Annotated in this window: 21 protein-coding genes; 8 read left to right on the top strand and 13 right to left on the bottom strand. The window is 37.4% G+C overall.

Annotated features, from left to right (window positions below):
* Nucleotides 1-55 precede the first annotated feature (55 nt).
* The 8 genes from flgJ (at nt 56) to A9479_RS02735 (ending at nt 11,675) form a co-directional block, all read left to right on the top strand.
* On the top strand, nt 56-1,051 hold the full coding sequence (gene flgJ, locus A9479_RS02770) for a flagellar assembly peptidoglycan hydrolase FlgJ (protein ID WP_064662638.1): 996 nt from the start codon (nt 56-58) through the stop codon (nt 1,049-1,051).
* Between the two features lies 1 nt (nt 1,052).
* Complete coding sequence (gene flgK / locus A9479_RS02765; protein ID WP_058155111.1) at nt 1,053-3,059, top strand: flagellar hook-associated protein FlgK; 2,007 nt, start codon at nt 1,053-1,055, stop codon at nt 3,057-3,059.
* 2 nt (nt 3,060-3,061) lie between these two features.
* Nucleotides 3,062-4,321, top strand: coding sequence for a flagellar hook-associated protein FlgL (gene flgL, locus A9479_RS02760; protein ID WP_064662637.1), 1,260 nt, complete (start codon nt 3,062-3,064; stop codon nt 4,319-4,321).
* Nucleotides 4,322-4,597: 276 nt separating this feature from the next.
* Nucleotides 4,598-6,046, top strand: coding sequence for a flagellin (locus A9479_RS02755; protein ID WP_064662636.1), 1,449 nt, complete (start codon nt 4,598-4,600; stop codon nt 6,044-6,046).
* Between the two features lie 216 nt (nt 6,047-6,262).
* Nucleotides 6,263-7,705, top strand: coding sequence for a flagellin (locus A9479_RS02750; protein WP_064662635.1), 1,443 nt, complete (start codon nt 6,263-6,265; stop codon nt 7,703-7,705).
* A 101-nt stretch (nt 7,706-7,806) separates the two neighbouring features.
* A complete protein-coding gene (locus tag A9479_RS02745) occupies nt 7,807-8,193 on the top strand; it encodes a flagellar protein FlaG (RefSeq protein WP_064662634.1) in 387 nt (128 codons plus the stop codon).
* A gap of 29 nt (nt 8,194-8,222) precedes the next feature.
* Nucleotides 8,223-9,647, top strand: a complete 1,425-nt coding sequence (gene fliD, locus A9479_RS02740) for a flagellar filament capping protein FliD (RefSeq protein WP_064662633.1) — start codon at nt 8,223-8,225, stop codon at nt 9,645-9,647.
* 12 nt (nt 9,648-9,659) lie between these two features.
* Nucleotides 9,660-11,675 carry a motility associated factor glycosyltransferase family protein gene (locus tag A9479_RS02735; protein WP_064662632.1) on the top strand — a complete coding sequence of 672 codons (2,016 nt, stop codon included), beginning with the start codon at nt 9,660-9,662 and terminating at the stop codon, nt 11,673-11,675.
* A 33-nt stretch (nt 11,676-11,708) separates the two neighbouring features.
* On the opposite strand, the gene A9479_RS02730 is transcribed toward A9479_RS02735, so the two are convergent.
* The 13 genes from A9479_RS02730 to fliS all read right to left on the bottom strand — a co-directional run bounded on the left by A9479_RS02730 (nt 11,709) and on the right by fliS (nt 22,273).
* A complete protein-coding gene (locus A9479_RS02730) occupies nt 11,709-12,254 on the bottom strand; it encodes a GNAT family N-acetyltransferase (protein ID WP_064662631.1) in 546 nt (181 codons plus the stop codon).
* Nucleotides 12,247-13,302 carry a pseudaminic acid synthase gene (gene pseI / locus A9479_RS02725; RefSeq protein ID WP_064662630.1) on the bottom strand — a complete coding sequence of 352 codons (1,056 nt, stop codon included), beginning with the start codon at nt 13,300-13,302 and terminating at the stop codon, nt 12,247-12,249. The genes A9479_RS02730 and pseI overlap by 8 nt, the downstream gene beginning before the upstream one ends.
* Before the next feature lie 2 nt (nt 13,303-13,304).
* Nucleotides 13,305-13,982, bottom strand: a complete 678-nt coding sequence (locus A9479_RS02720; RefSeq protein WP_064662629.1) for a methionyl-tRNA formyltransferase — start codon at nt 13,980-13,982, stop codon at nt 13,305-13,307.
* Between the two features lie 74 nt (nt 13,983-14,056).
* Complete coding sequence (pseG, locus tag A9479_RS02715; protein ID WP_064662628.1) at nt 14,057-15,169, bottom strand: UDP-2,4-diacetamido-2,4,6-trideoxy-beta-L-altropyranose hydrolase; 1,113 nt, start codon at nt 15,167-15,169, stop codon at nt 14,057-14,059.
* Complete coding sequence (locus tag A9479_RS02710; RefSeq protein WP_064662627.1) at nt 15,159-15,635, bottom strand: GNAT family N-acetyltransferase; 477 nt, start codon at nt 15,633-15,635, stop codon at nt 15,159-15,161. The genes pseG and A9479_RS02710 overlap by 11 nt, the downstream gene beginning before the upstream one ends.
* Nucleotides 15,636-15,695: 60 nt before the next feature.
* On the bottom strand, nt 15,696-16,367 hold the full coding sequence (locus A9479_RS02705; protein WP_064662626.1) for a PIG-L deacetylase family protein: 672 nt from the start codon (nt 16,365-16,367) through the stop codon (nt 15,696-15,698).
* A 53-nt stretch (nt 16,368-16,420) separates the two neighbouring features.
* Complete coding sequence (locus tag A9479_RS02700; RefSeq protein WP_064662625.1) at nt 16,421-17,707, bottom strand: aminotransferase class III-fold pyridoxal phosphate-dependent enzyme; 1,287 nt, start codon at nt 17,705-17,707, stop codon at nt 16,421-16,423.
* Nucleotides 17,700-18,464 (bottom strand): glycosyltransferase family protein, encoded by a 765-nt coding sequence (locus tag A9479_RS02695; protein WP_064662624.1) that lies wholly within the window; start codon nt 18,462-18,464, stop codon nt 17,700-17,702. Before A9479_RS02695 ends, A9479_RS02700 begins: the two co-directional genes overlap by 8 nt.
* Nucleotides 18,465-18,485: 21 nt before the next feature.
* Nucleotides 18,486-19,346 carry an aldo/keto reductase gene (locus A9479_RS02690; RefSeq protein ID WP_064662623.1) on the bottom strand — a complete coding sequence of 287 codons (861 nt, stop codon included), beginning with the start codon at nt 19,344-19,346 and terminating at the stop codon, nt 18,486-18,488.
* The gene (gene pseC, locus A9479_RS02685) at nt 19,343-20,494 is read right to left on the bottom strand and encodes a UDP-4-amino-4,6-dideoxy-N-acetyl-beta-L-altrosamine transaminase (RefSeq protein WP_064662622.1); all 1,152 of its coding nucleotides are present in this window, start codon (nt 20,492-20,494) and stop codon (nt 19,343-19,345) included. Before pseC ends, A9479_RS02690 begins: the two co-directional genes overlap by 4 nt.
* 13 nt (nt 20,495-20,507) lie before the next feature.
* Nucleotides 20,508-21,509 carry a UDP-N-acetylglucosamine 4,6-dehydratase (inverting) gene (pseB, locus tag A9479_RS02680; RefSeq protein ID WP_013465566.1) on the bottom strand — a complete coding sequence of 334 codons (1,002 nt, stop codon included), beginning with the start codon at nt 21,507-21,509 and terminating at the stop codon, nt 20,508-20,510.
* A 45-nt stretch (nt 21,510-21,554) separates the two neighbouring features.
* A complete protein-coding gene (locus A9479_RS02675) occupies nt 21,555-21,878 on the bottom strand; it encodes a hypothetical protein (RefSeq protein ID WP_013465565.1) in 324 nt (107 codons plus the stop codon).
* Nucleotides 21,878-22,273, bottom strand: a complete 396-nt coding sequence (gene fliS, locus A9479_RS02670) for a flagellar export chaperone FliS (protein WP_013465564.1) — start codon at nt 22,271-22,273, stop codon at nt 21,878-21,880. Before fliS ends, A9479_RS02675 begins: the two co-directional genes overlap by 1 nt.
* Nucleotides 22,274-22,296: the final 23 nt, after the last annotated feature.

Raw genomic sequence — 22,296 nt, 5'->3', positions numbered from 1 at the left:
TTGGCTCAATTATTGCATTTAACTAGGTATTATTAATTATTGTGTCAAAAAGCTGATGGAAACAAATCATCTAGATAAGCAAAACTTTTTTGATTTAGGCAACTTAGACTCTTTGCGTCGAGATGCTTTAAACAGCGGTGATGCATCAACCGATGCATCTAAAGCGGCGTTAAAAAAAGCGGCGGCACAATTTGAAGCTATTTTCACCCAAATGCTGCTTAAAAGTATGCGTAAAGCCAACGAGGCTTTTGAAGATAAAGAAAGCCCGTTTAATGCTAGTGGCGTTAAGTTTTTTGAAGAAATGCACGACCAACAGATGGCTACAGAGCTTTCATCAAATGGCTCTTTAGGTCTTGCAGATTTAATTGTGCAGCAACTATCGCCAGATGGAAAAAACTTTATGCCAGGCTCTGTTCTTCGTACAACGTCAGATTTCTTTAGTGACCAACGTGCGGGTAGCACCTTACCTCATCAAGAAAACCAAAAGGTCACTGAAAAAGTGCCGCTCGTTGATTCAACTGAAAAAAGCGAACAAAACATAGCGTCTGGCACATTTGAAAATGCTGAGGAATTTGTAAGCACCGTGTGGGAGCATGCAAAAACAGCGGCTAAGAAAATTGGTTTAAATCCGGCGGTTATGGTTGCGCAAGCAGCATTAGAGACTGGTTGGGGTAAACATATTATCAGAAAAGGTGATGGCAATAGCTCAAATAATTTATTCAATATAAAGTCAGATAAAAGTTGGCAGGGCGAAAAAACCAGTAAGGTCACTTTAGAGTTTGAGCAAGGCGCTGCAGTTAAAAAGCAAGCAAGCTTTAGAGCGTATGACTCAATAAAAGATAGCGTGAATGATTTTGTGGATTTTTTAACACAGAACCCCCGTTATCAAGATGCATTAAACAATACAGCAAAGCCGCACAAATTTTTAGACTCTTTACAGCAAGCCGGTTATGCAACCGACCCTAACTATGCAGACAAAATAAAAAGAGTGCTTAACAGTAACGAGTTAAAGAATATCGCCACAAGCGTTATCCGCCAAGGAGTAGAGTAACATGTCGTTTAATTTATTAAATATTGCTAATTCAGGAATAAGAGCAAACTCTGAGTTATTGCAAACGACAAGTAAAAACATCGCAAACGTTAATACTGAAGGGTATGTACGAGAGCGCACTGAATTTACTACCATGATTGATAATCAGGTGGGCCGCGGTCAAACGTACCGGTTATTAAATGAGTTTGCACAAAAGCAATTAAACCGAGATACCTCAAATAAAAGCTTTTTTGATCAATTTGTTAGCGAGGCGAGTCGGGTTGATCAAATTTTTTCAGAAAAATCAAACAGCTTATCAACTAGTATCAACTCGATGTTTAACAACGTGCAAGAAGCACTTAACCAACCTTCATCTACGGTTGCTCGTTCATTGGTGATGAGTGATGCGCAAAATCTGATTGATCAAATGGACCGGCTTGCAGGTATTGTTTCAGAGCAAAAAGCAGTGGTTAATGAGCAATTAGAAATATTTTCTGAAGAGGCGAATACGTTAATCGAAAGTATTAGTTCGTTAAATCAAGAAATTGCGGGTGTTCATGGCACTAAAAACGAAGCAGATGCGAGCTCAGCTTACAATGAGCGTGATAAAGCAATACGTGATTTATCAAAACTGATTGATATAGAAACACTCGATGGCCCTAATGGTGAAAAACAAGTATTTATGGGCACAGGTGAAGCGGTTGTTATGCAAAATGGTTCATTTAACTTATTTTCGATTAGTGGCGATCCCGATGCCAATTTTAAAGAGTTACGCTTAGATGTAAATGGTGGCCAAGCCGTTCCATTAGAAATAGATCCCACTAAACTCAAAGGTAAAATTGGTGGCTTATTGGCATTTAGAGACGATATTTTGGTGCCTGCACAAAATCAAATAGGTCAGATGGGCATTGCGCTTGCTGATTCGTTTAATCAGCAAAACCGTTTAGGAATGGATGCAAACGGTGAGCTTGGAGGAGATATTTTTGATATCCCAACGGTCAGTGCTTTTGTTTATCAAGCAAATACCGGAACAGCTAATATGTCAGCAACCGTTGAAGCTGGTAAAGGCAGTGAACTACCAGCGAGTGATTTTGTGATCACCTATACGGGGAACCCTAACGAAGTAAGTATTCAGCCAATAGATAATAAAGGCGAGCCTTTAGGCAGTGCATCGTTAGCTGTTATTCCACCGAGTGGCATTATTGACTCTGCGGCAATCACCAGCGGGGAGTCGTTTGGTTTAGAGCTAAACGTAACCGGAGCCGGTAATGCCGGTGATCAATTTCAGATAAAACTTAATAGTGGCGCGGCTGGCAATATATCGCTGACAACAGGTCGAGGAGAAGACATTGCATTGGCCTCTCCAATTAGAACAGCAGACGGGCTTGATAATACAGGCACTGGGACTATTTCACCGGGTGATGTGAGCGATGTAACTACCGGCAGTTTTACAAACCCTTTAGGCTTAGCAAATGGTCCTATTAACATTGTTAAAACTGCTAATGCTAACGAATATCAACTTACTGATGGTAATGGTACAACCACGTTTACGGTTACACCGCCTGCTAACAATATTTTGGCGCAAGCGGGGCCTCCTTATGATGGCTATGGTTTTGACTTTAATATTGAAGGGGTACCGGCTACAGGTGATACCTTTAATTTAGAATTTAATGAAGGCGGTTTTGATGATAACCGCAACGGTCAAAAACTCGCTGACTTACAAAATAGCGACTTAGTACGTCAAAATGTGGTAGCAAGTGCCTCAGCCGATAATCATAAAACCTTGAACCAGGCCTATGCTGGATTAGTAACCGATGTTGGTGTAGTAACCAGTCAAGCAAAAACCAACGGGGCGGCATTTGATGCTTTAGCACAGCAATCAGAAGCCTGGTATGAATCGTTATCCGGCGTAAATTTAGATGAAGAGGCAGCTAATTTGCTGCGTTTTCAGCAATCTTATGCTGCATCGGCTCAAGTACTGTCTGCAGCACGTTCTATTTTTGACACTTTACTGAGTGCGGCGAGGTAATTATGCGTTTATCAAATAATTTAATGTATCAAAATAACATTAATAAAATACTTGAGAATCAACAAAATGTAGCTGGTGCGCAGGAGCGCGTTACGACAGGTCAAAAATATTTGAGTACCTCAGAAAACCCTGCTGCTATTTCGCAGGGCATGTTGTACACCAATAAAATAGAAACTAATGAGCAGCTGACGAAGAATATTAACCAGCTAAAAGGGCGTTTAGAAACCGAAGAAAGTTTATTACAAGGTATGAACGACACTATTTTAGAAGCGCAAATGTTAACTATACGAGCGGGCAATGGTTCGTTAGATAAAGGTGATTTGGCTTCGGTTTCCAGTGAACTAAAAGAATTGCAAAAATCGCTGCTTAACTTAATGAATAGTCAATCTGAAGGGGGGAAATACCTTTTCTCTGGCTATCAAGACGATATTCAAACTTATACATTTAATAGCACTAATGGCAAATACGAATACCAAGGCGATCAAGGACAGCACGAAGTAACCATTGCAAAAGGCGTTGAGATCAAATCAAGCGATAATGGCTTCAATGTATTTGAACGCGTAGATGCACGACTAGATGTCGTTTCAAACGATGGAACGCCAACAGGCGGCATTACCGCTGGAACTGTTTATGTTCAAAATCAAGGTGAGTTTGATCGTTTTCATAAAGATAATTATAACTCAGACCCAGATCCGCTTATTTCTCCAACGATCAATACCTATAACGTTAATGTGATCCCTGGTGCGACCCCTTCATCGCCTGATCAGTATGAGATATTACGTGATGGTAATCCTCTTGTACCACCTGTGACTGGTGAAGTAACTGATGAGCCGATTGAATTTGCCGGTATGGAAATTCAACTTGAAGGTGTAGCACCGGGGCAGCTTGATTTTACCCTTGAGAAACCAAGCAAAGAAAATGTATTGAATACACTAGAAGATTTGATCATTAGCCTAAATGACGAACAACTTGATGAAGCGCAAATTAACCAAGCATTATCGGATGGTTTAATTCAGCTTAAAAATGCTAGTGAACAGATTGTATTTACACAAGCTGGTTTAGGTGGACGGATGAATGTGGTTGAGCGTGTGACCGATTCAAACAGTGCACTGGATATTAATAATCAAGAAAATAGATCCAGCCTGATTGAGATTGATGCCGCTGAAGCCATCAGCGATCTTACTAAACATGAGTCTGGTTTACAGGCTTCACAAGCGACTTTTGGTCGCTTGGCTAAACTTTCATTATTCGATTATTTATAAATACCATCCAAGGCAGGTTATTACTTTACGAGAAAAGTAGGTAATAACTTGCCTTAACGAAGCGGCAAAAAACTGTCACCCCTCTTTTTATCTCCTGTCAAAAAATCGCTCACTTCTGACTAAAAGCCTCAATAAATGTTATTTAGTTGTTATAAAACATAAGGTTAATATTTTTTTATTAGTTGGCACAACAAATGCATTTAGCTAGTCATAGAAAGTGTGGTTTTTGCTTAAATATTTTGAACCACATTCTGATTGAAACTAGGAGATGGTAAAATGGCTTTAAGCGTAAATACAAATGTTGCATCACTTAATGGGCAACGCAATCTATCTAAATCTAGCATGGCACTTGAAACCTCAATGCAGAGACTATCATCTGGTTTGCGTATTAATAGCGCAAAAGACGATGCTGCAGGTTTACAAATTGCCAACCGACTAACTTCTCAGGTTAATGGCCTAACAGTTGCTCAGCGTAATGCCAATGATGGTATTTCTATGGCGCAAACCGCTGAGGGTGCGATGCAAGAGTCTGCAAACATCTTACAACGTATGCGTGACTTATCACTGCAATCAGCGAATGGTTCAAACAGTGCGGTTGACCGTGCATCCCTGCAAAAAGAAGTCAGTGCACTGCAACAAGAGCTCACTCGAATTGCAGACACCACCAAATTTGGTGGCACCAGCTTACTTGATGGTACCTTTGGTACAAAACAATTCCAAGTGGGCGCAAACGCGAATGAAACCATTAATGTAAGCTTACGTAATGTAGCAGCAGATTCAATTGGTGCGCATGAAATTAAAGGGCCAGGCAACGCCGCAGATGCAAATACTAGGCTTGGCGATGTACAAACGGTTAACTTAGCAACCAACCATGGCACCAGTGCTGATACAGTTAACATTAATGGTACAGATATTGTTATTGCCGGTGGGTCCGGTGCGGCTGTAATTGCAGATACAATTAATAAGTCGGGTGCAGGCGTGGTTGCAGAGGCCAAAATTGATACGAGTTTTGCAGGTATTACCTCATCAAGTACGGGTGTTATTGAAATTAAAAAGAATGGCGCTTTAGAAAAGTCATTTGATTTAGGTACCTACGGTGGCGATATGGAGCGTTTAACTAGCGATATGCAGCAAGCTGGTTATGATGCTATTTACGATCCGGCAACAAAAGAAATTGCATTTAAAGCAACCGATGTTGATGGTATCGATATCACTGGAACTGATGTAAGTGGCTTTACAATAGGTAGTACTGCAGTAACAACCGTCGCAGATTCATTTAGTGTGTCTGCAGAGTTAAATTTATCATCAGCAAATAAAATTGGTATTTCAGGTACAACTGCAAATCAGTTATTTGGTACAGGTACGGCAGCAATACAGTCAACAGGTGGTACTAGTTCGCTAACAAGTATTGAGAGTGTGGATATTTCTGGTTCGACTTCGGAAGGTGCTCAAAATGCTATTAAAGCGATTGACGCTGCACTGGCGCAAATTGATGCACAGCGAGCTGACTTAGGTGCGGTACAAAACCGTTTTGGCTTTACTATTGCCAACCTTGCAAACGTATCTGAAAACGTGTCAGCTTCTCGTAGCCGTATTCAAGACACAGATTACGCGCTTGAAACAGCAACCCTGACTAAAAACCAAATCATGCAACAAGCAGGTACTACTATTTTGTCACAAGCAAACCAGTTACCGCAGGCTGCATTAAGCTTGTTAGGTGGTTAATAATAATTAAAATTAAAAAGCCAAGTATTTATACTTGGCTTTTTTGTTTGTATTTCAATTAACTAAAGTTTTTTACTGTTTTTTTTAAAAAAAAGCTAAAGGTAATTTTATAACGGCCGTTAACTAAATTAGAACGGAGCTTGAACAGATTTTTATTGTGATGGCTCTTGGTTAAAATCAATTAGTTACATTACGAAAGTAATCAGGAGTTATAACATGGCTTTATCAGTAAATACTAACGTTGCATCAATAAATGCACAAAGAAACTTATCAAAATCTAGCGATGCATTAGGCACATCAATGCAACGTCTTTCATCTGGTATGAAAATTAACAGCGCGAAAGATGATGCGGCTGGTCTACAAATTGCTAACCGTCTATCTTCACAAATTAACGGTCTAGGTGTTGCTCAGCGTAATGCTAATGACGGTATCTCAATGTCGCAAACCGCTGAGGGTGCGATGACAGAGTCATCAAACATTCTACAACGTATGCGTGACCTAGCGCTGCAATCAGCGAATGGTTCAAACGATGCTGATGCACGTGCGGCCCTTCAAAAAGAAGTAGGCGCATTGCAACAAGAATTAACGCGTATCGCAGAAACCACTAAATTTGGTGGTACTAGCTTACTAGATGGCTCATTTGGTACTAAGCAATTCCAAGTAGGTTCTAATGCAAATGAAACAATTAACGTAAGTCTTCGTGATGTATCAGCTGATGCTATCGGTGCAAATGAAATTAAAGGTGGTGCAACATCGACTGTTTCTGCTCTTGGTGATGTTCAAACGGTTGCTTTAAGTGCCAATGTAGCTACTTCAGCACAAACAGTTAATATCAACGGTGTTGATATTGAAGTTGCAGCAAGCTCTGGTGCTGCAGCAATTGCTGATACTATTAATTCTTCAGGGGCAGGTGTAAATGCTCAAGCTAAATTAACAACTACAATCGCTGGTATTGATGCAAGTAGCTCGTCTACAATTGAGATTAAAAAGGGTGGTACTGCGGTTGATTCTTATAACTTGGGTACATTTGGCGGAGACATGGCTCGCCTAGCTAAAGATATGCAAGAAGATGGCTATGATGCTGTTTATGATGAGGCAGCCGGCTCTATATCATTCACAGCTACAGATATAGATGGTATTGATGTAACTGGTGCTGGCGATACAAGTGGTTTTACTATTGGCGCTCAAGCTGTGGCTAGTACAGCAGGTTCGCTTAGTGTTTCAGCAGAACTAAACCTAAGCTCAGCTGATAAAATAGGTATATCAGGAACAAAAGTAGATGAGATATTTGGTTCAGATGCATCTACAATAGATTCAACAGGTGGTTCAAGTGCGTTAACTTCAGTTGAGACTATTGACATCTCAGGTGCTACTTCTGCAGGTGCACAAAATGCAATTAATACAATTGATGCGGCACTTGCTCAAATCGATGCTCAACGAGCTGATTTAGGTGCGGTACAAAATCGTTTTGGCTTTACCATAGCAAACCTTGCAAACGTATCAGAAAACGTATCGGCTTCTAAAAGCCGTATCGAAGATACCGATTACGCTGCAGAAACGGCTAAACTGACTAAAAACCAGATTATGCAACAGGCTGGTACAACAATCTTAGCTCAGTCTAACCAGTTACCACAGGCAGCACTTAGCTTATTAGGTTAATTTAACAATAAGCTCTATACTTTAACTACTAAGGAAGGGGCAACCCTTCCTTTCTTGTATTAGGTATAAAGCTTTATATCGCTTTATAGTAGGAGCGAATTATGGAAACGCAAAATTTAAATTTAAATATCAGCTCAGCGCAAAAAGGTGAGGTTACCTCAAGTTATCAAGCCCCATCTCAAGTTAAGCAAAATGTTGATGAACAGAAGAATACAACCACCCCTACTGCTGCAAGTAGAATCGAAGTCTCTGAAACTGAGTTGTCACCTGAAAAGCTAGAGAAGGTGGTACAGCAATTGCAAGACTTTATGGGTGAAATGAACCGCAGTCTTCAGTTTAAAGTAGATGAAGATTCTGGCCGCAATGTAATCAAGGTTATCGACAAAGAAAGTGGTGATTTGGTAAAGCAATATCCGTCAGAGGAAGTATTAGGTATAGTTGCTAAATTGGCTGAAGCCACCGGTGTATTGGTTGATTTTAAAGTTTAATTTTTCAGTAATTTAAGAGGGTAATTATTATGGCTATTTCATTTACGGGCATAGGCTCCGGACTTCAAGTAAACGAAATTGTAAGTGCTTTAGTCAATGCTGAAAAATCCCCTTATCAAGCGCGAGTAACAAAACAGCAAGCTAATTTCACGACTGATATATCTGCTGTAGGCACACTAAAAGCGTCTTTAGAAGAGCTGAATGGTTCTTTGGAGTCACTATCATCAGTTGATGAATATCAAAAAAGAACAATAAGTGGTAGTGATGAATTTGTTTCTTTTAGCTCTGAAAAAGATGCACAAACCAATAATTACTCAATTAAAGTTAATAGTTTGGCCGAAAACCATAAGCTAACATCAAATGCTATAGCTGGCGATGAAGCGGTGGGTGAAGGTAAGCTATCTATAAGTTCTGGCGCTAACAGTTTTGGTATTAATGTGTCAGACACCGCAACACTTGCTGATATACGTGACGCGATTAATGACTCAACTGACAATGACTCCGTGAATGCCACTATTATTACCGATGACACGGGGCAGCGGTTAGTATTATCAAGTAAAGAAACCGGCGCCGAAAACGCAATAAAAATTGTAGTTGATGATGTCTCTGATGGCAACAATACAGACGCCTTGGGTTTATCTCGTCTTGCGTATGACAGTGATACAGCATCAGCAACTTACGCTGAAAACCTAAACGAAGTAACTGCAGCGACGGATGCCTCAATTACGATAGATGGTACGCTTGTTGCGACGAGCAGTACAAATGAATTTAAAGATGTCATTGAGGGCGTCACCATTAATGCCAAAAAAATGCATGGAACTGACGATGATTTAAGTAAAGCCGTAATAACAGAAAATAATAAAAATATTACAGCTGGTTTGAACTCATTTGTAGACAAATTTAATGCTTTTATTGATTTATCTAAGCAATTAGGACGCTCAAGTGCTGAAGAGGGCGTAGGGGCGCTTGCTGGTGACTCATTATTAAGAGGGTCTGTAAACCAGGTGCGCTCATTGTTAACCTCAGAATTTAGCACGGGAAATGGTAATACCGATTTTTTAGCTAATTTTGGTATTAGAACGGAGCGTTCAGGTAAATTAAGTATTGATTCCGATGCATTAAAAGCTGCGATAGAAAAGGATCCTCAAGCCTTACAAACCTTTTTTGTCGGAGAAAATGACGGTGATGGTTTTGTTGGCCAGTTAGACACAGTCATTAAAGGTTATACGGCTTCTGATGGTATTATTAGTTCACGTATAGAAGGTCGTGAATCACAGCTTTCTAAACTAGAAACTGATGTAGAGAAATTTAATATTCGTATGGCGAAATACGAAGAACGGTTATACAGTCAATATAATGCAATGGATTTATTAGTCGCCAATTTAAATTCAACAGGCAGCTATTTACAACAACAATTAGCTAACCTACCTGGGGTGGTTAAAAAATCAAGTTAAGCGGAGTGAAATTTGGACGCTAATCAACAAGAATTAACAAAAATGATGTTGCAAGCAACCTTGCTTGCAAACCTAGCTCTATTGCAAGAGCAAATGCCAGTTATATATGAGTCATTTAAAGACTACACACCAAGTGATACGGGCGTAGCTATAGATGAAGCAAATAATGCAAACTTATTTAATAATAATGAGTTTGTCTATCAAATTAATCCTAGGGAGTTTGCAAAACAACAAGTTGTTCAGTTTTTAGAAAATCCGCTTTACTTCAAATATCAACTAGGTCATCAAGATGACGAAAATATTGTTTTTGAACATGCCGCGCTTTTGAAATCAATTTATAACGTTCGTTCGTCAGAGACAGATAATAAAATTCACAACCCTGCTGCAGAGAATCGTCTCGACTTTATCTGCTTTTTAGGCGGTGGTTTAGGCTATCAGATAGAAGAGCTACTCAGTAAAAAAGATGTACTAAATGTGTTTTTATTTGAGCCAAGTAAAGACGCTTTTTATGCGTTACTTCATTGTATAGAATTAAAACCACTTTTTGATAAATGCACAGCTAATGGCGGACAGTTTTCAATACGTGTAGGCGGCAATGAAGATGGCGTGATTAACGAAATTTCCAAATTTTTGTTTAATCAAGGTCACTTTAATATCAGTCAAATACTATTTTTTAAGCATTATGATAGCTCATTGATTGAAAAAACAATTGATCGTATAAAAGGTATTGGCCATCGTTGGGCTGCAGGCTGGGGGTTTTTTGAAGATGAAATAATTGGCGTGTCGCACACATTAGCCAATTTAAATGCTAAGTTTCCAGTGTTAAAAAAGCCTGAACTAGTTAAAAATTCATTAAATGATTACCCCGTATTTATAGTCGCTAATGGTCCTTCTCTTGATGATGCAATTGAGTTTTTAAAAAATAACCAAGATAACATCATCATAATTTCTTGTGGTACAGCATTAAGAGCCTTACTTAGTAATAATATTAAACCTGATATTCACATAGAAATGGAGCGAGGCGCAGGGCTGCTAGAATGGGTGGAGTCAATAGATCGCGTCTCTGGACTAAAGATAAAATTAAATGAGATAAATATTGTTGCACTTAATACGGTATACGATAGTATTTTAAAGCGCTTTAAAAGTGCGCATTTGTTATCAAAAGTTAATGATGCAGGCGGTCGTCTTATTCGTGCTTTGGATACAAAAAAGCAATTTACCTACCCTGACTACAGTAACCCAACAGTATCGAATACAGCACTTGCTACAGCTATTGAGTTGGGGTTTAAGAAAGTATATTTAGTTGGTACTGACTTAGGCTTTGTATCTAAAGAGCATCATCATTCAAAACATAGTATATATTTCGATAATGACTTTAAGCATAAAAAAGTAGTTGAAAAAGGTATTGAAGGTGCATTTGTTGTTAAAGGTAATTTTACTGAAGAAGTATTCACAACCCCGATATTTGACTCATCAAAAGGTAACTTAGAATTACTACTTCAAGAAAACCTAAATGTTAAAGTATTTAATACCGCCAATGGTGCTTTCATTAGGTATACTGAACCTAAACTTATTAAAGATATTGGTAATATAAAACCGATTGTTAATAAGCAAGATAAAATAACAGAGCTACTTAATAGGGCTACTTCTTTAGAGCAATTATCTGCTGGTAACGTTAACTTTAAAATGGAAGCCATAAAAGCTAGAACAAAAGATGTTCTTGAGCAGCTGTTATCAATTACTTCTCAATATTTTGAAACACGTGAGCAGCTTGCTGATGCGTTTAATTTACAAAATAAAATATTACTTACATTACGTAATAGCAACGCAGACGATAATGTAGTTTATTGGCTGATTCAGGGAACTTTTAGATATTTTCAAGCTTACATTATGACAAGTAGCTATTATTACAATGATTTAGAAATGCGTACAGGATTTATAAATGCATGTATTGATGCGTTTCATGAGCATGTAAAAGGTATTTATTTAGAGTTTATTGAAAACTATAATAAACCGGCCAAAGCTTAGCTTTGGCCTTTTTTGGTAAATAACTTACTTATATTAGGGTTTAATATTAAACAAAGAGAGTTGGATTAGATCACTTGGTTTTCCATTCAATATATAATGATTTTTAAGTACACACTCTATGCTATAGCCAGCCTTTTGAAAGGCTTTAAAACTTCCAATATTGTCGGTGTAAACCCAGGCTACTAGTTTTCTAATCAATAACGTTTCGAAAGCATATTGATTAATTAGCTTGATAGCTTGATTTGCATAGCCTTTCCCCCAACTTTCTTTTTCGCCAATAAACAGACTCACTTGAGCAATATTATGAGCTTTATTTATACTTCCAACTTTAATATTCCCAATGTGTTTATTATTGTTGGTTCTAATCGTAAATAATTGTTCAAGCGGGTTATTTAAATTAGCTGAAATATAACTCTTAACTGAGTTAAGATCCTGTTTACTAAAACGAGTTTCTAGGTACTGATTTACTAGAGGATCATTAAGCCAAGCAACATAATTTTCATTTGCATCGTCTAAAGATATACTTTGTAAAAAAATATCTTTCACCTCATTACTTGTTATTTTAGTTAGATTATTCATCAATTAGCTCCCATTTAGCAGCTGTTCCTCTTGTTATATTTACGGCAGCTTTCTTACCAATCAGCGTATCATAATACTTACAAGCTAGACCGTAGCCTGGGCGTATTCTTTTTATGTGCTTCTTTGTTATTATCGTACCTACTGACACATCTTCAATAAAATAAATAGAGCGTCTAAATTTTAGATTTTCGCTTTCAGCTGATTTCAATTCATACCCAACATTACCTATCGATTTATATACTTCTTTGCTTTGGCTAACAATTGATTCAAGCTGCTCGGGTTCAATTGAAAATTCTGAGTCAGGTCCTTTTTTAGATCTATCTAAAATAAAATGCTTTTCAATAAAGCATGCTCCTAAAGCCACTGATGCAATTGCTGCTGTTGTGCCTAAGGTATGATCAGATAAGCCTGTAATAACGTTAAAGCGTGTTGCAATATCCGCGATTGTCGCTAAATTAGCTTGCTCGAATGGCGCGGGGTAAGCACTTATGCAATGCAATATAATTAGTTCATCACAACCATTATCTCTTGCTGTGCTGATCGCCTCCTCTATCTCTGAGATATTAGCCATACCTGTAGACATAATGATAGGTTTACCTGTTTCAGCAATTCGCTTGATGAGAGGCAGATCGGTCAATTCGAAAGAGGCCACTTTATAAGCTGGGGTGTTTAATGCTTCTAGCAGCTCAACGGCTGTTTCATCAAATGGTGTTGAAAATAAAGTGATACCGACTTCTTTGGCTTTTTCAAACAGTGCAGGGTGCCATTCAAAAGGAGTATGAGCCCATTTATACAATTCATATAAGTTATGCCCATCCCATAGTCCCCCTTTAATCTGGAAATCGTCTTTATCGCAGTCGATAGTCATTGTATCGGGCGTATATGTTTGAATTTTTATCGCATCGGCTCCACATTTAGCGGCTTCTTCAATTGTTTTTAGGGCTTCTTTAAGATCGCCGTTATGGTTAGCTGAAAGCTCAGCAACAATGTAAGGTTCATAATCTAACCCTATTCTTCGACCATCTATTTCTACAAATTTATTTTTCATTGCTACTCTAATAAAGTTAATTTTATATTAGCAGTTAAAGTGCCATTGCCTTTTTTGGCATTAGTAAACTCAAGCTTATACTTTCCATGTTTTATATATGCTTTTGGGTAACTATCAGCATCTAACATGCGAATATGATCAAAGATATCATCCAGCTCTAAGTTCGTATCAATAACACTTTGGCTTGGATTGCGTCTTGAAAATGCTGTTACAGGGCCTTCTTGAGGTGTTAATTCAGGATTTTCGTTAACAATAAACTCAATCATATCAAAAGTTAAGGCTGAACAGCGTAAAAATATTTGTTGCGCGGTGCCTTCCAAAGATAGAGGCTTTTTTAGGTAAATAGGGCCTGTATCTATACTTTCTTCCATTTTTAGGGCACTTAACTTTGTGGTGGTATGGCCAAGAGAAATTAAATTCTGCATTGGGCTTCCGCCCCGCCCATAAGGCAAATCAGTCATATGAAAGCATACGCAATTAAAGTTGTTAATTATTTCTTTTGGGACAATCCAGCTCCAATGAGGAAAAAAAATATACTTAGGGTTTAGGTGTTTTAAGTAACTATAAGTGAGCTCTTTTTTGTCAGTAATTAAATGCCAATTTCCATTGTAAGCTGGCGTGCGTTTATTGTATTGGGAAATATTCCAGTCTTTAATTGTAGCTACAACGTAATTGTTCATGTTTAATCGCTTATCGGTTTTAGAGACGTGATCTCTATAGTCAAATTAATAATTATTCAACTTCAGGTAAATTGCTATTTTATGATTTTTAGCACTTCGTTGACGACTCTTATACTGCCTTTGCCATCACAAATATTAATGCAATTTTTATAAACGTCTTTATCTAATTTTAATCTGTTTTGCCAAAATTCAACTTCTTTAATTAACTTGCATTCAATCTCTGCAATTGAAATAAAGCGGATCACTTCAGCTAATTGAAGCGCATTAGCGATCTCTTGCTGATTGTCTGCCTGTACAATAACAACAGCAGGAAGGCCTAAAGCACATCTTTCCCATGACGTTGTTCCTGCTGCACCAACCGCTAATGTTGCTGTTGACATTATCTCTGCAACGTTGTTTGGTGATATATATAAAGAGACTTTCTCATGGAGTTGGGCAAAATCAAACACTGACTTTACGTTTTTTGCTGTTTTATTCAGGATTACATTAATTTTTTCAATGTATTTTAATTTTATTACTAGCGCTAAAACTTGAAGAGTCAAGTTGTCTGGATCTGTTCCTCCAAACATAATAAGTAAGGTATGCTCTTTTTTGTCATTTGATACTTTTTGAAACTCTAAAAACTCAGGCCTTAATAAGGCAAAGTTTGAGCCAAGTAGTAGTTTTGTATGGTTATTTACCAGGTGTGCGTATTTTACTGTTGGGCATTGGTAGGTTTGATCTAATAACAAGTCACAATTGTGTTTTCGATTCGCTAGATCGTCAATAACCATAATTTTTTTGGTTATGCTTTTCACTTTATTATGCCAACGGGTATCAATAGCATAATGATCTATTACGATTAAATCGTAATTTTTCTCCGCTGTTAATTGTAGAAACTCTTCACAGTCATCATCTATGCTAGTACCCAGCCATGAGCTGTAGTTTTTTAAGTCGATAGTACTTTTTGGAGGGGCCATTCTTACAAGCTCAAACCCAGATTGGATTATATTTTCATTACTATTACCTATAGCATCACGACAGAAAAAAGTGATATTAACATTGGCAGCTTTTCTAATCGCTGTCGCTAATGTAAGGCAACGCATCACATGGCCCGAACCAATATTTAAAGAAGCATCAACTCTAAAAGCGATGTTGAATAATCGAGTCAGAGTTTTGGTATTACTTTGTTTTATATTAATGCTCACCTTCTAGAGCCTCTTTACGGATGTAAATGAAACATTTTTTATTTTTTATTGTTGTTTCTTTTTCACGCTTAAAGTTACAGGCTTCGAATAATTTAATAGATGCTATATTTTCAATTAAAATAGTCGCAATAAATGTACTATTTTTGTTTTTTTCTATTAGTTTTAGCGCTTGTTTTAACATTTCTCGACCATAACCATAGCCTCTACTGCAAGGAGATAAATGCGTGTCTATTTCATATGTATTAAGAGCTGTTTGATTAAATCTGACTTGTCCGATTGGTTTGTCGTCAATAGATGCAATATAAATTTTACTAGTAAGAGACGCTAGTTGTTTATTAAACCAAGTTAAGTGATTTTGTAACGTAATAGGGGCGTCTTTTAATGCACAGCTGCGAATGACGGGATCATTAACCCATTGATATAAAAGAGTACAATCACTTTGCTCTGCTTCTCTTAATATTATCATCTTATTTTCTATCCTAAATTAGGTATTAAAACCGCGACTTTATAACGAGCGCAATAGGCCTTAGTCTATAAAACGTTCAATATAAAATGCTTCAGCAAGTGGAGTGCCTATACACATGCCTCTAAATTTAGCTATTGCATGAATATTCTCAATACTTCGAGTGTGTGGGGCTTCTCTCATTTCATCTTTATAAGCTGTAAGTGCTTTTAGTTTTTTACTAAATACATGCTCGATATTGACAAAATAGTTAGGTTTGAATGCCTCGTAACGGTGACTTGCCCATTCAGTGCTTGATAGTGTTTCGAAGCAAAATATTTGCTTTACTGATTGTGTGGGTTGCGGTCTACACGCTGTTAAAACAGCCTCATAAGTTTTTCTATGATCAATGTTCAAATCGCTATGATAGTGGGTATACACGCGTGTAATTATATTCTTAGATAAAAACAGTTCGATAGCTTGCGCTATTTTTAAAAGTGGTATGGTATCGAATTCATTATCAGGAAAATCCAATGATGTTAGATTATTAGGAGAAACGCCTAAATGTTGGGCGGCATTTAAAAAGGCTGCTTGCCGGGTTTGAATCTCTGCTTCAGTATATTCTAGGCGTGAGCTAACCCCATTAGAAAGTGTTAAAATATATACTTCATCACATTTTTCAATATGGTTCGCGATTGTGGCACCACAGCCGAGTGTCTCATCATCAGGATGGGCGACAATTATTGCTACTTTCATACTGTACTATCCTCTATAAATGTAACTAAGAGTTGCCTTACTTTAGTTGTCACTTATCTAACTTTAAAAACTGGCTCTAATAGTTTACCTTTAAAAACATCATATAAATTTTGTGTTTCTATTGTATTTTTTAAAATAAAAATAACTTCATCGTATGCATTAAGTAATTTTTCTATATCGTCATGTGTATGGGCATAGCTAAGGTTATGACTACCACCAATTAAAATACCTCTAGCACACATTTCTTGAATAAATAAAGATTTTAGCTCTAATGCGGAGTATTTTTGAGTGTCTTTAATAATAATAAAAGACCATGACGGATGACCCGCATTGCTTAGCCAATCTTTTACATCGTGTTTTTCTATTAATTTATTAAGCTCACAAATTAATTTTTTACCTAAAGTGTGAATATGTTTAAGTACACTTTCTCGCTGTATTTTTTTTAATGTTGTTTTTGTAGCAACTAAAGACATGGTTTCGCCCGCAAAGGTACCGGAGAAGAAAATGTCTTCCATCAATGACATTATTTTTTGTTTACCTACGACAGCTGAGATAGGAAATCCGTTTGCCATGCCTTTGCCAAAGGTTGCTAGGTCGGGTGTAACATTAAATAACCCTTGAGCACCATGTAGATCAAATCGAAAACCGGTAATTGTTTCGTCAAAAATTAGTACAGAGCCATGTTTTTTACAAAGTGCTTGTACTCCCTCAAGAAATCCAGCTTCTGGAAAGGCGACATTCATTGGCTCCATAATTACAGCAGCAAGCTGTTCAGGATAGTTAATGAATAGTTTTTCTAATGAGCTAAGGTCATTGTATGTAAACGTATGGGTAAGTGCTCTAACACACTCAGGAACACCTAAATTTCTGGTTGTTGAGCCAATATACCAATCTTGCCAGCCATGATAACCGCAAACAGCAACATGCTCTCTTTTTGTATAAGCTCTTGCTAGTCGAATTGCTGCAGATGTTGCGTCACTGCCATTTTTACCAAAACGCACCATTTCAGCGCAAGGTATTAGCTTTGTGAGTTCTTCGGCGACTTCCATTTCTAACCTATGAGGAAGGGAGAAAGTGATCCCTGAGCCAAGCTGGTCAATAACAGCTTGATTTACATCGGCATCACAGTAACCTAAAGAAACAGAAAGTAAGCCATTCACAAAGTCAATATACTCATTATTATCAGCATCCCACACTTTAGAACCTAAACCGCGTTCAATAAATAAAGGCGCCGCATTTTGTGGAAATGCAATTCTACTCTTACTAAAAGTTTGGGAACCAAGAGGAATGGTTTTTTCAGCTCTATGTAGCCACTCCACTGAATTAGTGTAATTATTCATAGCCTTCTTCTTTATCTTGTTTTAATGATTTAACCATTCCCTCATTTCGAGCAATTTGGGAGTTTAATAAGTTCAGCTCTGGTTTATGCGATAACAATTCCAGTATATCTTGATAATTAAAATTAGGCTTTTTTACATATAAATTTTCATATATTGATGAAATCAACTCAAAGTCTTTGGGTTCGTCAACAGTCCATCTATAGGCAGAGAGGTCTTGCTCACTTTGGATATTCTGTAACTTATACTTATCAGGGTGACTTGTTATATAAGGTGTTACGTGTTCTAGCTCAGAAGGCTTTTCTGCATATTTATAAGCGTTATGTAAGGCCTTTTTACTGATCACTTCAATATCGAGACCATCAGGGTATGTGGCTACTAAGCAGTTTGAAGTATAATCATTGTTGTTTTTTAAATGACTATTAATGACATAGTCCATGAGCTCAGGGTCAATCACTGGGCAGTCAGCTGTTATTCTAACGATAGCATCACAAGGGTAATTGAGTTCAGCATGAAAGTACCGGCTGAGAACATTGCTTAAACTTCCTCTAAAGCATAATAAATTATTCTCATTGCATAACTGTTCAATAATGTCGTCACTTTCATCAGTACTTGTGACAATAACTAGGTTGTCTACTAATTTTGCTCGTTGTACACGCTTAGCTTGTTGAATAAACATAGGTAAACCTTGGAGGTTCTTTAAAACTTTATTAGGTAAGCGTGTTGATCCTGTCCTAGCTTGCATGAAAGCATTTATCATATTTTTAATCCTAGCGCTTAATTAACCAAGCCATTGCGATGGATTGATTAATGCTAAATTACTTGAAGCTAAAGAGGCTAAAACGTCATCCGAGGGGAGTGTAAGCTTTTTTGCGGCGCAGTAGCTGTCTATTAATTGTGTTAACTGTTCTTGTGAGCAACATCCTATAATTGCATTTTCGATATGAGGGGCTTTTTGCGCAATAATTGCTAATGCGAAAGTTAGCCGATTGCAGCCTAATTCATTAATAACACGATTATACTGAGAAAACTCATTATTAAACTGTGAAAAATAAGCGTTATTTTGAATCATTGGCTCTAATAAAAGCCCTTGTAAAAATATCGAGCGAGCGTGAAGCTTTATATTTTTTTCTATTAGCTTATCGATAATTTCAGGTTGTATAAAACGTTGATCTAACCAATTAACAGGAGCTTGAATCAGATCTAAATTAAACCTTTCACTAAGTAATTCAAGTTCTTTAGGGTTATAAACAGAAACACCTATTCGCTTAACTATGCCTTTGGTTTTTAACTGCTCTAGCTGCGAAAAATAGTCTTCCCCTGAACAGCTTAAAAGCAACTCACAATTATGAAATAACACTGCATCAATTGAGTCACAGTTCAGATTTTTTAAGCTTTTTTCTACCTGCGCGTGAATATTTTCACTTGATACTTTAGTAACAATAGATAAAGCTTGGCTTAAACCCGATTGGCCAATATTACTCTCGCTAATTCCATAAGCTGATGCCGTATCAACCACTGTAATGCCAGCGTCTAGCGCAGCACTAAGTATTCGTTTGATCTCATCTTTTTTTACCTGCCCAAGGGTGTTACTAATACCATAATTCAAACCAAATTGAGCGGTTCCTAAAGCGATTTTCATAGTTGTTTAGCTAATGTTTCTATTATGAAGTTTTGTTCTGAATTAGTTAATCCAGGATGCAAAGGTATGGTGAGAGCGCAGCTGTAGTATCTCATTGCATTTGGAAAGTCATTTGCCTTAAAGCCAAGCTCTTTGTAATAAGGTTGTATATGAATTGGAATGTAATGCAAATGACTCGTTATGCCTTGCTCTCTTAAACTACAGATAAGAGAATCATGTTTTACAATTGCATCACCAGACAAGGTTAAAATATATAGATGGTAACTAGAATAGCTTTGGTGTGATTGAGTTAAATGATTGATAGGCATACCTTTTAGCTTGCTAGTATATACTTTAGCTAGCTGGTTGCGTTTTGCAACAAATTCATCAAGCTTTGAGAGCTGGCTAAGGCCTAGTGCAGCTTGTAACTCAGTCATTCTATAATTAAAGCCGAGTTCAACTTGCTGATAGTACCAAGGGCCATGACTTGGCTCTGTCATTTCACTCTGATCGGATGTAATCCCGTGACTACGTAAACGCACCATTTTATTAGCAAGTCGTTTGTTGTTTGTTACAGCCATACCACCTTCAGCTGAGGTGATTATTTTGACTGGATGAAAGCTAAATACGCAAATATCTGAAAACTCACAGCTGCCCACAGGCTTACCTAAATATTTTGCACCAATAGAATGTGAAGCATCTTCAATAATCTTAAAGCCATATTCAACTGCAAGTTGATATATAGCCTGCATATCACATGATTGACCTGCCAGGTGAACAGGGATGACTACCTTTGGTAAACGATTATTTTCTTTAGCAATAATAAGTTTTTTTTCTAACTCATCAGTGCACATATTCCCTGTTGCTACATCAATATCCACAAAGTCTATTTGAGCACCACAGTACAGTGCACAATTTGCGGAAGCAACGAACGAAATAGGGGATGTCCACACGATGTCATCTTTCCCCACATTTAACGCTAAACATGCAACGTGCAATGCTGATGTGGCACTGTTTGTTGCACATGCATAGGTGCTGCCACAATAATTTGCGATGGCTTGCTCAAAAGCGGGTACTTTTGGGCCTTGCGTTAACCAGTCAGATTTTAAGACATCAACTACTGCGTCGATGTCTTGTTGAGAGATAGCTTGTTTGCCGTATGGGATCATGGAGTCATTACTTTTAAATTAAGGCTTCAATATTGAAGGCTTCAATTTCTTCAATCGTCATGTAATGTGGGTTGTTCAAAGAGTTATATTCAAAGCCTTGCTGAACTTTTTTTCCCTTTTCATTAAGTGCATTAACTGTAAAGTCATTACTACGACTGCTAAATTTGATGCCTGGTGCAATTACAAAATGATCGTTATATTCATAGGTTTCAAAACACAGATCGGCAGGGCACATAACTTCATGGAGTTTCTCTCCTGGGCGAATACCAATAATTTTAATAGGTAATTCAGGAGCCATTGCTTTTGCTAAATCAGCAATTCGAATTGATGGGATTTTAGGTACGAAAATTTCACCGCCCAACATGCGCGCGAAATTTGTTAAAACAAAATCAACACCTTGTTGAAGGCTTATCCAAAAACGAGTCATTTCGTCATGAGTGATAGGGATGTGATCACGGCCTTCATTAATGAATTTTTGGAAGATAGGTACAACTGACCCTCGCGAACATACTACATTCCCATAACGCACTACTGAAAAAGTCGTTTTATGGCCGCCTGCAATATTGTTTGCCGCTACAAATAATTTATCCGAGGCTAATTTAGTGGCACCATACAAATTAATAGGGTTAGCTGCTTTATCTGTAGAGAGGGCAATGACTTTTTCAACATTGTTATCAAGTGCTGCATTAATGACGTTTTCTGCGCCATTAATATTAGTTTTGATGCATTCCATTGGGTTGTACTCTGCGGCAGGTACCTGCTTAAGGGCTGCAGCATGGATGACATAATCAACGCCACGCATTGCGCGATTTAGTCGTTCTTTATCTCGAACATCACCAATAAAGTAGCGCATGCAAGGCTGATCAAAATCTTGCTGCATCTCAAACTGTTTTAACTCGTCACGAGAAAAGATAATAATTTTTTTTGGACTGTACCGCTCTAATAGTGTTTTTACATACTTTTTACCGAACGACCCTGTTCCACCTGTTATTAAAACTACCTTTCCATCAAACATGAGATTCTCTCCACAGCTAACCAGCCTAATATTGCCAAATCTATTTTAAAAGTTAGATTTATACTTATTTACAGCTTTTTTATTTTTTTGATTACCAACTATTTTAACCGCTAATAGTTGTTTTTGAGCATCCATTTTAGCAGATAGCTGTTCTATTAGGTTAATTAAAAACTCAAGTTCAGTCGCAGAGTAAAAAGCTTTTTCTCTTGTAAGTGATTCACTTATATATGTATCAAGCTTATTATGAATACTCAGCGCTTGCTCAATATCCCAATCCTCTGAGTCATTAATCAAACTCACTAGCTCATTACAATATTTGCGAGTTTCACTATCTGTAACTTGTGAACTCGTTATTTGCTTTAAAGCCATTATAGTTGTGGTTCTCTTTGCTCGAATGGAATTGCTTCCCAACCTGATTTAATCTCTTTAATCAAGGTAATTACTTCATCGATTTTATCTATATTGTTTTCAAGGTTTGCAGTTAATAAGCAGCGCTGGCAGTAGTCATACAAAGAGTCTAAGTTAGTTGATACTTCATTATTGTGTTCAAAATTTAATACTTGCTGCAACGCACCAAGTAGCACAATACAATCAGATATTGCGTTGCCTTTTTTTTCTAACTCTTTACGTTCAATAAATCCTTTTGCAGCAGAAAGTTTGCCAACAATATTAACAAATACCAGTTTAACTTGGTCGTAAGGCGTCATTTCTTTAACACTGCTAACTGTTATTTGACGGTATTTATTGATTGATGCATGAGCCATAGGTAATTCCTCAAATTTTAATT

Source organism: Pseudoalteromonas sp. MQS005 (assembly GCF_001661605.1).
GTDB lineage: Bacteria > Pseudomonadota > Gammaproteobacteria > Enterobacterales > Alteromonadaceae > Pseudoalteromonas > Pseudoalteromonas tetraodonis.
This window is presented reverse-complemented; position numbering and strand designations above follow the sequence as displayed.

Coding starts and splice junctions, on each gene's coding strand:
- pseB (WP_013465566.1), bottom strand. CDS start 21,509: ATGTTTGATGGAAAGGTAGTTTTAATAACAGGTGGAACAGGGTCGTTC.
- fliS (WP_013465564.1), bottom strand. CDS start 22,273: ATGGCTCATGCATCAATCAATAAATACCGTCAAATAACAGTTAGCAGT.
- A9479_RS02745 (WP_064662634.1), top strand. CDS start 7,807: ATGGAAACGCAAAATTTAAATTTAAATATCAGCTCAGCGCAAAAAGGT.
- A9479_RS02750 (WP_064662635.1), top strand. CDS start 6,263: ATGGCTTTATCAGTAAATACTAACGTTGCATCAATAAATGCACAAAGA.
- flgJ (WP_064662638.1), top strand. CDS start 56: ATGGAAACAAATCATCTAGATAAGCAAAACTTTTTTGATTTAGGCAAC.
- pseI (WP_064662630.1), bottom strand. CDS start 13,302: ATGAAAAATAAATTTGTAGAAATAGATGGTCGAAGAATAGGGTTAGAT.
- A9479_RS02720 (WP_064662629.1), bottom strand. CDS start 13,982: ATGAACAATTACGTTGTAGCTACAATTAAAGACTGGAATATTTCCCAA.
- pseC (WP_064662622.1), bottom strand. CDS start 20,494: ATGATCCCATACGGCAAACAAGCTATCTCTCAACAAGACATCGACGCA.
- A9479_RS02730 (WP_064662631.1), bottom strand. CDS start 12,254: ATGAATAATCTAACTAAAATAACAAGTAATGAGGTGAAAGATATTTTT.
- A9479_RS02710 (WP_064662627.1), bottom strand. CDS start 15,635: ATGATAATATTAAGAGAAGCAGAGCAAAGTGATTGTACTCTTTTATAT.
- A9479_RS02700 (WP_064662625.1), bottom strand. CDS start 17,707: ATGAATAATTACACTAATTCAGTGGAGTGGCTACATAGAGCTGAAAAA.
- A9479_RS02695 (WP_064662624.1), bottom strand. CDS start 18,464: ATGATAAATGCTTTCATGCAAGCTAGGACAGGATCAACACGCTTACCT.
- flgL (WP_064662637.1), top strand. CDS start 3,062: ATGCGTTTATCAAATAATTTAATGTATCAAAATAACATTAATAAAATA.
- A9479_RS02690 (WP_064662623.1), bottom strand. CDS start 19,346: ATGAAAATCGCTTTAGGAACCGCTCAATTTGGTTTGAATTATGGTATT.
- A9479_RS02705 (WP_064662626.1), bottom strand. CDS start 16,367: ATGAAAGTAGCAATAATTGTCGCCCATCCTGATGATGAGACACTCGGC.
- A9479_RS02755 (WP_064662636.1), top strand. CDS start 4,598: ATGGCTTTAAGCGTAAATACAAATGTTGCATCACTTAATGGGCAACGC.
- A9479_RS02675 (WP_013465565.1), bottom strand. CDS start 21,878: ATGGCTTTAAAGCAAATAACGAGTTCACAAGTTACAGATAGTGAAACT.
- flgK (WP_058155111.1), top strand. CDS start 1,053: ATGTCGTTTAATTTATTAAATATTGCTAATTCAGGAATAAGAGCAAAC.
- fliD (WP_064662633.1), top strand. CDS start 8,223: ATGGCTATTTCATTTACGGGCATAGGCTCCGGACTTCAAGTAAACGAA.